7 protein-coding genes and 1 pseudogene are annotated in these 10030 nt (G+C 71.9%); 5 read left to right on the top strand and 3 right to left on the bottom strand.

Features of this window, described 5'->3' with window-relative positions; genetic code table 11:
- The first annotated feature begins 195 nt into the window (after positions 1-195).
- From Air01nite_RS39570 to Air01nite_RS39555, 4 genes and pseudogenes are all read left to right on the top strand, one after another.
- A pseudogene (locus Air01nite_RS39570) lies at positions 196-1503 on the top strand (IS256 family transposase).
- 610 nt (positions 1504-2113) lie between these two features.
- Entirely contained in the window at positions 2114-2965 is an 852-nt protein-coding gene (locus tag Air01nite_RS39565) for a Nif3-like dinuclear metal center hexameric protein (protein ID WP_203708555.1), read from the top strand.
- Positions 2962-3702, top strand: a complete 741-nt coding sequence (locus tag Air01nite_RS39560) for a zinc ribbon domain-containing protein (RefSeq protein ID WP_203708554.1) — start codon at positions 2962-2964, stop codon at positions 3700-3702. The genes Air01nite_RS39565 and Air01nite_RS39560 overlap by 4 nt, the downstream gene beginning before the upstream one ends.
- Positions 3699-4805: a bifunctional RNase H/acid phosphatase gene (locus Air01nite_RS39555; protein WP_239091278.1), complete on the top strand. Its 1107-nt coding sequence runs from the start codon at positions 3699-3701 to the stop codon at positions 4803-4805. Before Air01nite_RS39560 ends, Air01nite_RS39555 begins: the two co-directional genes overlap by 4 nt.
- A 9-nt stretch (positions 4806-4814) precedes the next feature.
- Here Air01nite_RS39555 and Air01nite_RS39550 read toward each other — a convergent pair whose 3' ends face one another.
- Positions 4815-6329 carry a glycosyltransferase family 2 protein gene (locus tag Air01nite_RS39550; RefSeq protein WP_203708557.1) on the bottom strand — a complete coding sequence of 505 codons (1515 nt, stop codon included), beginning with the start codon at positions 6327-6329 and terminating at the stop codon, positions 4815-4817.
- 35 nt (positions 6330-6364) lie between these two features.
- A complete protein-coding gene (locus tag Air01nite_RS39545; RefSeq protein WP_203708556.1) occupies positions 6365-7651 on the bottom strand; it encodes a glycosyltransferase in 1287 nt (428 codons plus the stop codon).
- A gap of 178 nt (positions 7652-7829) precedes the next feature.
- On the opposite strand from Air01nite_RS39545, the gene Air01nite_RS39540 reads away from it, so the two are divergent.
- Positions 7830-8978, top strand: coding sequence for a glycosyltransferase (locus Air01nite_RS39540; protein ID WP_203708552.1), 1149 nt, complete (start codon positions 7830-7832; stop codon positions 8976-8978).
- Positions 8979-9642: 664 nt separating this feature from the next.
- Here the strand turns inward: Air01nite_RS39540 and Air01nite_RS39535 are convergent.
- On the bottom strand, positions 9643-10030 hold a 388-nt coding region (locus Air01nite_RS39535; RefSeq protein ID WP_203708551.1), incomplete at its 5' end, for a hypothetical protein.

Here is a 10030-nt window from a genome sequence, read left to right as displayed (position 1 = left end):
CAGCGCAACCAACTACCACATCTGGCGCGGGTGACCTCGACGCCCCCGGTCGGCAGATGCCCGGGGGCGTCGCGGACCCAGGCCACAGGCCGAGGGGACAGGGCCACCTCGCGCGGCGGATCTTGGGAATCGGTTGCTGCTGGAGCAGGGTCTGTAAGAACAACGGTGTAACTCCTGATCAAGGAGCAGCACCTGATGCCTGACACGACGACGACCGCCACGGATACTTCCGCGGTGGCGAAGAGGAGAGTTCCGGCGGCAACGCCGGCCGGTGGTGTGGACGCGGAGCTGGTTGGTCGCCTGGTCGAGCAGGCCCGCGCAGCGGGCCTGCAGTTGACTGGCGAGGGCGGTCTGCTCCAGCAGTTGACCAAGCGGGTGGTCGAAGCCGCTCTGGACGGCGAGATCACCGACCACCTCGGCTATGACAAGGGCGACCCGGCCGGCAACAACGGCGGGAATTCGCGCAACGGGGCCCGCGCCAAGACGGTGCTGACCGAGGTCGGCCCGGTCGAGCTGGCCGTTCCACGCGATCGTGACGGCAGCTTCGAGCCGCAGATCGTCCGCAAACGGCAGCGGCGGCTCTCCGGGGTCTAGGACATGGTGATCTCGTTGTCGGCTAAGGGATTGACGACCGGTGAGATCGCCGCGCATCTGGCCGAGGTTTATGGCGCGGACGTATCGCGGCAGACGATCTCGACGATCACCGACAAGGTCGTCGAGGGAATGCTCGAGTGGCAGAACCGGCCCCTCGACGCGGTCTATCCGGTGATCTTCCTCGACGCCGTCCACGTGAAGATCCGCGACGGGAAAGTCGCGAACCGGCCCATCTACGTCGCTCTCGCGGTCACCGTCGACGGGACCCGCGACATCCTGGGACTGTGGGCAGGTGACGGCGGCGAGGGCGCGAAGTTCTGGCTGCAAGTGTTGACCGAGCTGCGCAACCGCGGTGTCGAGGACGCCTGCATGGTCGTCTGCGACGGGTTGAAAGGCCTGCCCGACGCCATCGGCCAGGTCTGGCCCCTCGCGGTCGTTCAGACATGCGTGATCCACCTTCTGCGGGCCTCGTTCCGGTATGCCGGCCGGCAGCACTGGGACGCCATCGCCAAAGCGCTTCGGCCGGTCTACACCGCACCCACCGAGGCTGCTGCTCAAGCCCGCTTCGACGAGTTCGCCGAGGTCTGGGGCAGCAAGTATCCGGCGATCATCCGGCTCTGGACCAACGCCTGGGCCGAGTTCGTACCCTTCCTCGCTTTCGACGCCGAGATCCGCACCGTGGTCTGCTCCACGAACGCGATCGAGAGCGTGAACGCCCGAATCCGCCGGGCCGTCCGCGCCCGCGGCCACTTCCCCAACGAAGCCGCCGCGCTCAAATGTGTCTACCTCGCGATCATGAGCCTCGACCCCACCGGGCAGGGCCGCAAACGCTGGACGACGCGCTGGAAACCCGCATTGAACGCCTTCGAGATCGCCTTCGAAGGCCGACTCGCCGCAGCCCGCAAGTAGTCCTCAACAGCTTGGGTTACACCGTTTTCTTGACAGACCCCTGGAGCAGCAACGAACTACCACGATCTGGCGCCGAGTGCCTCGACGGGCTGGTCGGCGCACGCCGAGGGGGCGTCGCGGACACGCGCCATCCTTCGCCGCGCGCCCAGGCGGTTCTGGGTGCGGTGGATCTCGGTCGTCGGTTGCTGCTCGGGCAGCATCCAACTACCAAGATCTGATGCCGAGCGCCTCTGCCACCTCGTCGGCCGACGCCGAGGGCGGTCGCGGACTCAGGCCCGTCCCGCACGGCGGACTCGGGCCACCCCGCGCGGCGGACCTTGGCAATCGGTTGCGGCTGGGGCGGCAGTCGATTGGCAAGATCTGGAGCCGAGCGCCTCGACGAGCTGGTGGGCTGGTGTCGGGGGCGGCGCTGCGGAAGGCGTTGCCGCTTTGCGGTGTCCGTTCTGGCGGTGACCCGGCGCGGACCTGGCAGCGGAGCGGTGGCTGGCGGGAGCGACGGTCGTGCCCACGGCGGGCCCGAGTCCTGGATCGTGTGACGGGTTGAATCTTGTGCGGCGCCCGGCTACCGCGTGGGGGTCTCGGCGGTGTCGCGAAGGTAAGCTCTGCGCCGATGAGCACGACTGTGGCGGCGGCCGTCGCGGCCCTTGATGACCGTTATCCGCCTGAGTGGGCGGAAGAGTGGGACCGCGTCGGGCTGGTTGTGGGTGATCCGGGTGCGTCCGTCCGGCGCGTGTTGTGCGTCGTTGACTGTGTGCCCGAGACCGTCGCCGAGGCGGTGGGTGCGGGTGCCGATCTGATCGTCGCCCACCATCCGCTGTTGATGCGTGGGGTCTCGTCGGTCGCTACGACCAGCTACAAAGGACGGATCGTCCACGATCTGATCAAGAATGACGCGGCGCTGTTCACCGCGCACACCAACGCCGACGTGGCTGATCCCGGTGTTTCCGACGCGCTGGCCGCCCGGCTCGGGCTGGTCGATCTGCGGCCCCTTGTGCCCGGGGCCGATCCCGCGCGGGGTGCCGGGCGGATCGGGCGGCTGCCCGTGGCCCGGCCGCTGTCGGCGCTGACCGCGCAGGCGGCGTCCGTGCTGCCGCGGACCGCGTGGGGTGTCCGGGCCGCCGGTGACCCCGACCGGGTGATCGAGACGGTGGCCGTCTGCGGCGGCGCCGGCGACTCGTTCCTGGCGGCGGCCGCGGCTGCCGGGGTCGACGCGTACCTCACCGCCGACCTGCGCCACCATCCCGCCAGCGAGGCCGTCGCCGGAGGTGGCCCCGCGCTGCTGGACGCGGCACACTGGGCGACCGAGCGTCCGTGGCTCGACGACCTGGCGGCCTACCTGCGTGCCACGCTTGAGGTGGACGTGCTGGTCTCCGACCTCGATACCGACCCCTGGACGCTGCACGCCGCGTCCACCGCTTTCCCCCCGCCCAAAGACACCCCGCCGAAGGAGCCGCTCCCGTGAAGGCCGAACCACAGGCGCAGCGCCGGCTGCTCGATCTCCAGGCGATCGACACCGCGCTGGCCCAGATCGCGCATCGTCGCCGGACCCTGCCGGAGAACGCCGCGCTCGAGGCCCTGGCCCGGGAGCTGTCCGCGCTCGAGGACGAGCGGGTCCGCGCCCAGGTCGCGGTCGACGATCTCGACCGGGACATCGCCCGGGTGGAGAAGGACGTCGACCAGGTGCGCGCCCGCAAGGACCGCGACGAGGCCCGGCTCACCATGGGCACCGGGCCGGCCCGCGAGCTGGAGGCCCTCCAGCACGAGGTGGTCTCGCTCACCCGCCGGCAGTCGGAGCTCGAGGACAGCGAGCTCGAGCTGATGGAGCAGCGCGAGACCGCTCAGGGCAGCCTCGACGAGGTGACCGGCCGGCTGGACGGTGCCCGCGGCCGCCGGGGCGACACCGAGGTGCGCCGCGACGAGCTGCTGGCCGAGATCGACGCCGACGAGCAGTCGCGGATCGCCGCCCGCGGGCCGGTCGCGGCCGACATCCCGGCCGATCTTCTCGGGTTGTACGACAAGATCCGTTCGTCGTCGGGTGGCCTGGGCGCTGCCCTGCTGACCGCGGGGCGCTGTGGCGGTTGCCGGCTCGAGCTGTCCGGTGCCGACCGCGCCCGGATCAAGGCGTCGGCCCCCGACGAGGTCGTCCGGTGTGAGGAATGCCGACGGATCATGGTGCGTACGGCGGAGTCCGGCCTGTGAGTGCGCCGGGTCGCGTGGTCGTCGAGGCCGACGGCGGTGCGCGCGGCAATCCCGGGCCGGCCGGCTACGGCGCGGTGGTCCGGTCCGCCTCGGGTGACGTGCTGGTCGAGCGGTCCGAGGCGTTGGGGATCACGACCAACAACGTCGCCGAGTACCGGGGCCTGATCGCCGGCCTGCAGGCCGCGGTCGACCTGGGTGCGAGCGAGGTCGACGTCCGGATGGACTCGAAGCTCGTGGTCGAGCAGATGTCGGGCCGGTGGCAGATCAAGAACGCCGGCCTGCGCCCCCTGGCGGCCGAGGCGGCCTCGCTGGTCGCGCGGTTCGAGCGGGTGACGTTCGCGTGGATGCCCCGGGACCGCAACACCCACGCGGACGCGCTCGCCAACGCGGCGATGGACGCGGCGGCCGGGATCGCGCCGGTCGCCACCGCCGAGCCGGCCGCGGCGTCGGCGCCGAGGTCGTGGGAGCCGCGCCCGTCGGAGGCCGCCACCCGGATGCTGCTGGTGCGCCACGGCGAGACGGCGTTCACCTCGCAGGGTCGTTATTCGGGGCGGGGCGACGTCCCGCTGTCGACGGTGGGTGAGGCGCAGGCCACGGCTGCGGGTGTGCTCGTCGCTGCCCGGGCGCCGGATGCCGTCGCGGTGGTCACCTCGCCGTTGGCGCGCTGCCGGTCCACCGCGGAGGCGATCGCCTCTGAGTTGGGCAGCGGTGTGCCGATCCGCGTCGACGACGACCTGGTCGAGTGCGACTTCGGCGAGTGGGAAGGGTTGACGTTCGCGGAGGTGCGGGCGCGGTGGGCGGTCGAGTTGGACGCCTGGCTCGCCGATCCGTCGGTCGCGCCGCCGGGTGGGGAGTCGTTCACGGCCGTCGCCACCCGGGCGCGGCGGGCCACGTCCGCCTTGCTGGCCGCGTACCCCTCGAGTGCCGTGGTCGTCGTCTCCCACGTCTCGCCGATCAAGCTGATCCTGCAGGACGCGTTGGCGGGTGGGCCCGGGTTCCTGCACCGGCTCTATCTCGATCCGGCCGGTGTGTCCACCGTGGACCGGTGGCCGGACGGTGGGGTCGCGGTGCGGACGGTCAACGACACGTCGCATCTGCGCTGAGGGGCGGCCCTAGCGGCGCAGGGCCCGGCGGAGTTGGGCCGCCACGCGTTTGACCGTGAGCGGGACCACCGAGATCATCAGGCGGCCGGAGGCGTCGCGGACCGGCGTGATCACGTAGACCCCGGTGCCGTGGCGGCGCGCCAGCGGCTTGGCGGTACGCACCGCCGGAGCCCGCACGACCGCCGCCCCGGCCGCACCGGTTGCCGTGGCCGCGCCGACCGCCTTTGCCGGGTCGAAAGCGCCAGGTTGGGCGGAAACCGCCCGCCGCCGCCCGGTCGCCGGCGTGTTGGCGAGCAGGTCGGCGACGCGGAACCGGACCCGCAGCGTCGTGCCGTCGATCCTCGTGACGTCGCCCGGGACCTCCTCGGCGCTGACCGCGGCGGCGCCGGCGTGCGGGCTGCGCGCGGTCACGGTCAGCACCCGCTCGCCGCGCTCGTCGTTCTCCCAGGCCAGCGCGGTCGCGTCGAGCTTCGCGGACCAGTCCGGCACCCCGGTCACCTCGAAGCACGCGTCGGGCGGGCCGCCGGGGGAGCGGAAACCCGGATAGGCCGCGTACGACCGGTCGCCCTCGACGACGGTGGGCGGCACGCCGACCTCGGCGTCCTGCCGGATCACCGCGAGCAGGTCGTCGAGCGAGCCGTCGCGGGTCAGCGCCAGCCGGATCCGCGTCTCGGCGTTGAGCTCCGCGGCGATCGGCTCGGTGAGATGGGTCAGGACCAGCTGCCCGACGCCCGCGTGGATCAGCTCCTGGGTATCCCGGTCCAGCAGCAGCAGGTCGTCCTCGAGCAGCTTGGCGATCTCGTGGTCGAAGCGCCGGGCGAGCACGGCGTCGCGCCGGGGGCCGGCCGGGATCAGCTCGGCCACGTACGCCGTCGTCTTCTCGACCGTCCGCAGCCGGTCGGCGTGGCGGCTGAGGTAGGTGATGTTGGTGGCCTGGTGCCGGCGCACCGCGAAGTAGTAGTCGTAGTCGGCCAGCACCGAGATGCGCCGCGCGTGGTAGCAGGCCGCCAGCGTGAACGGCAGGTCGCTGCCGATGGGCAGGTCCTCGCGGTAGCGGATCGCGTGCTTCTCCAGCAGCTCACGCCGGAACAGCTTCGTGTTGGCCAGCGAGCGCGGCAGCGGCGAGTCGAACAGGTCGACGTCGGCCCGCGTACTCGCGAAGATGTCCTGATAGATGTGGCGGCTGTTGACCCCGACGACGCGGCCGAGCACCACATCGGACTCCCACCGGTCGGCGGCCTCGACGAGCCGGCGCAGTGCGTCCGGGCCGAGGTGGTCGTCGGCGCCGAGGAAGAACACGTACCGGCCGGTGGCCGCGTCCAGGCCCCGGTTGAACGGTCGGGCGGGTCCGCCCGAGTTGGCCTGGTGGATGACGGTGAACGCGCCGGGATGGCGGGCGGCGTACCGGTCGAGCTCGGCACCGCTCGCGTCGGTCGAGCCGTCGTCGACCGCGACGACCTGGAGCCGGTCGAGGCCGATCGTCTGCGCGACCAACGAGTCCAGGCACTCGGTCAGGTACGGCATGGTGTTGTAGACGGCCACCACGACGCTGACGTCGGTCACCGGGTCTCCGCCGGTTCGTTGGCCAGCAGCTCGCGGTAGAGCGCGTCGAGGTGCCGCGCCTGCGCCTCCCAGGTCCAGTCGGTCAGCGGCGAGTCCGGCCCGTCGTAGGCCGCGCGGTAGCGCCCGGGGTCGGCCAGCACGGCGTTGACGGCGCGCACCAGGTCGGCTACGTCCTTGGCCCGGAACACCTCGCCCTGGCCGGTCTCCCGGACGGTCCGCGCCATGGTCTTCACGTCGCTGACCACGATCGGCAGGCGGGCGTGCGAGTACTCGAAGAACTTGGTGATCAGCGCGATCTCGTGGTTGGGCCAGTGGTGCAGGGGGATGAGCCCCAGGTCGGCGCCGCTGAGGAACGGGACCAACTGCCGATGCGGGACATATGGTACGGCGTGTACGCGGTCAGCCACCCCTAGGCGGTCTGCCCGCGCGAGGAGCTGGAGCAGGTAGGGCGCGGTCAGGTCGCCGACGACCAGAGCCAGGTGTACGCCGGGAAGGCGGGGGAGGGCGTCGACGACGGTGTCCAGGCCGCGTTGGACGGCCAGCGCGCCGCTGTAGACCAGCAGCGGGGTGTCGGCGTCGACGCCGCAGCGCTCGCGCAGGTCTTCCTGGGTCGTGGTCTCGGTTGCCGCCACCGGCGCGTTGAGCAGCACGGTCGGGAGTTCGGCGAGGCCGTGGTCGCGTTGGAGAAGCTCGGCCAGGGTGTCCGAGACGGTGACGACGGCGTCGGCTTTGCCCACGTACTCGTTGACGTAGGCCAGGTGCGCCGGCAGCCAGCGGACGTTGTCGCGCCGCGGCTTGGCGCCGGGCAGCCACTCGTGCGCGTCCCAGACGAGCTTGACGGGCTTTGTCGACCGCTCCTTCGCCCGGGCGGCGACGCCGAGCATGCGGAAGTCGTGTGCGTGGATGAGGTCGGGCTGGAGCGCGTCGATGACCGGGCCGAAGAGGCGCTCGTACCCCCAGAGCCCGGGTTCGAGCTTGCGCCAGGCGCGGTCGCCCTGCGTCGCGCGCCAGAACGCGACCTGGGCGTGCTCGACGGGCCGGCGGGCGAGCCGCGCGGCGCGCAGGGGCAACCCGCCGCGGCTGACGAGCCGCCCGCGCAGGCCGGCGGCGGGCGCGTGGCCACCCATGGGGAGCACGCGCACCTCGGCGTCACCGAGCCGCCAGGTCTTCTCCTCCTCGGCCCGGGCGCACCCGAGCAGGGTGACGTCCCAGCCGGCGTCGGCGGCGGACCGGGCGGCCTTCTGGACCCGGGAGTCACCCTCGACCGCGTTGTCGACGAGCATGACCACCCGCTGCGGTCGCTGCATGAACGATTCTCCCGAGTTTCAGGCCTGCCGGTGCGGGCGAGTGTACGGCAGCGCGCCCCGCCGCCCGCCGATGACGACCGCCGCACCGGATTGCCATCACCCGTTAACCCGGCGCTCACCAAGCGCCGCCCGACGTGCCGAGTAGGTTCGGCGCATGCCACATCCCTCGGTGGTCATCTGGCGCAGCCACCTGCTGCCCGGTTCCGAGACGTTTGTCCGTCATCAGGCCGACGCCCTGACCCGCTGGCGGCCGCGCTTCCTCGGAGCGGTCAAGGTCGCGTCGCCGGTCGCCCGCGACACGGACGTGATCGCCTTCGAAGCCGACCGTTTGTCTTTTGCCGGCCTGAAGCTCACAGGCCGCTCGCCCCGCCTGGAAGCGGCCCTGGCGGGTCTGTCCCCGGACCTGGTGCACGCCCACTTCGGCGACAACGGCTGGCTGATCAGCGCCGCCGCCCGCCGCCTCGGCGTCCCGCTGGTGATCACCCTGCACGGCCAGGACGTGACCCGCCAGGCTCTCGTTCCCGGCGCCCGCGGTGTCCGCCACCGGCGCCACCTGCGCCAGGCCTTCGACCGCGCGTCCTTGGTGATCGCGGTGTCGCACTTCATCCGCGACCGCGCGATCGCGTTGGGCGCGGACCCTAGCAAGGTGCGGGTGCACCACACGGGCGTCCCCGTCTCGCCGGCAGTGGACCTGCCGAAGCGGTGGGACGTGTTGTTCATCGGGCGCTTCGTGGCGAAGAAGGGCGTCGACGACCTGGTGGAGGCGGCGGGCCTGCTCTCGGGGCGCCCCCGGCTGCTGTTCGTGGGCGACGGGCCGCTGTGGGAACCGGTCCGCGCCCGCGCGGCGGCCCTCGGCCTGGACGCGACGTTCGTGGGTGCCCAACCGCCGGAGGCGGTCCGCACCTACCTGGCGGAGTCGCGGATCCTGGCGGCCCCGTCCCGCACAGCCCCGGACGGCGACTGCGAGGGCTTGCCGACGACGATCCTGGAGGCCGGGGCCGCGGGTCTGCCCACGGCGGCGACGCGCCACAGCGGCATCCCGGAGGCGGTGCTGCACGGTGAGACGGGGTTGCTGTCCGCGGAGGGCGACCGGTCCGCGCTCGCCGGTCACCTGGAGACGCTGCTGGGCGACGAGGTGTTGCAGGCGCGCCTTGGTGCCGCGGCCCGCGCGCACGTGGAGACGCATTTCGACATCCGCACACAAACCGGAATGCTGGAGGACTTGTACGACGAGGCCCGCCGGCCGTCGTCGGTCCAGCGGCCGAGCGCCCACCAACCCGTCAGCGGCCAGCCCTCCGGCTGACCCGCGGGTGAAGCCGGCATCGGCGCGGCCAAGGTAGGCGGCGAGGGCCTCGATGGGCTTGGGCCACAGCCGGTCCCTTCCGCGCACTAAGTACGTCAGCGAGACGATCTCGGAGGCGTTCTGCGCCTCGCCACGTTTCTGGTCCACAATCGAAGCGCGCGGTGCCGGACCGACTGCGGCTGGGTTGGGGAGTCTTTGAGGGTCGCGAGCGAGGCGGTCAGATCGGTCGCGGGGTAGCCGGTCTCGAGCCATCCGAGAGCCAGCCCCGCCCAGTAACCGCTCCAGGATTCAAGGGCGCACCGCAACAGTGCGGGGATGAGGGACTCGTCGGCTCCCGCTTCGGCAAGAGCTGCGATCACCTCGTCCGGCGGCCTCTCCAGCAGCGGCAACAGCCAGAGCAGCCGGTCCTCCGCTGGTTGAACGGGTTGGGTGGGACTCCAGACGATCCATGTCCCGGCGGAGTCGAGCCCGAGTGTCAACCTTCGATCGTCAACCTGGATGACCGGTCGACGGTTGCCGTCGCCCTCGAAGCTGCTTATCACCGCGGGCTCGCGTCTAGGCTGCGGCGTGTGGAGGGGATCGGGTGGTTGGTTTTCTGTCCCTGCTTGGTCGCCGTGCTGATGGCGTTCCTCGCGACCGTGGTCATCCTCGTGCACACCAAGCCTCAGGAACACCGCCGGCGGTGACCGTCACCGGGTTCGACCGTCGAGAGCTCGCGCCCCACTTCGTCGCGCAACGACACCAGCGGTGGCCGGCGCGACGACCACACCACCACCAGGCGGCCGTGGTACGGGACCGGGCGGTGGCGACCGGCGATGACCGCCTCCGCCACCGACGGGCCGACCAGCAGCATCGACGAGCGGATCCACCGCGAGCCGAACGGTAGCCAGCTGCCTTTGTCGCGCACGACCGACGACCCGCCGGTCAGCTCGTAGCCGCCGGCTGGCAACCCGCCCCGCGCCCGGTCGAACTCGTCTGTCGACCATGGACCGCCAGAGCTGCCGCCACCGCCGCCGAGGAGGCGCCAGCCGGCGGGCTCCCGTACCAGCAAA

The sequence above is a fragment of the Asanoa iriomotensis genome (assembly GCF_016862515.1).
GTDB lineage: Bacteria > Actinomycetota > Actinomycetes > Mycobacteriales > Micromonosporaceae > Asanoa > Asanoa iriomotensis.
Note: the sequence above shows the minus strand (reverse complement) of the source record. Positions and strands in the feature narration are given on the sequence as shown.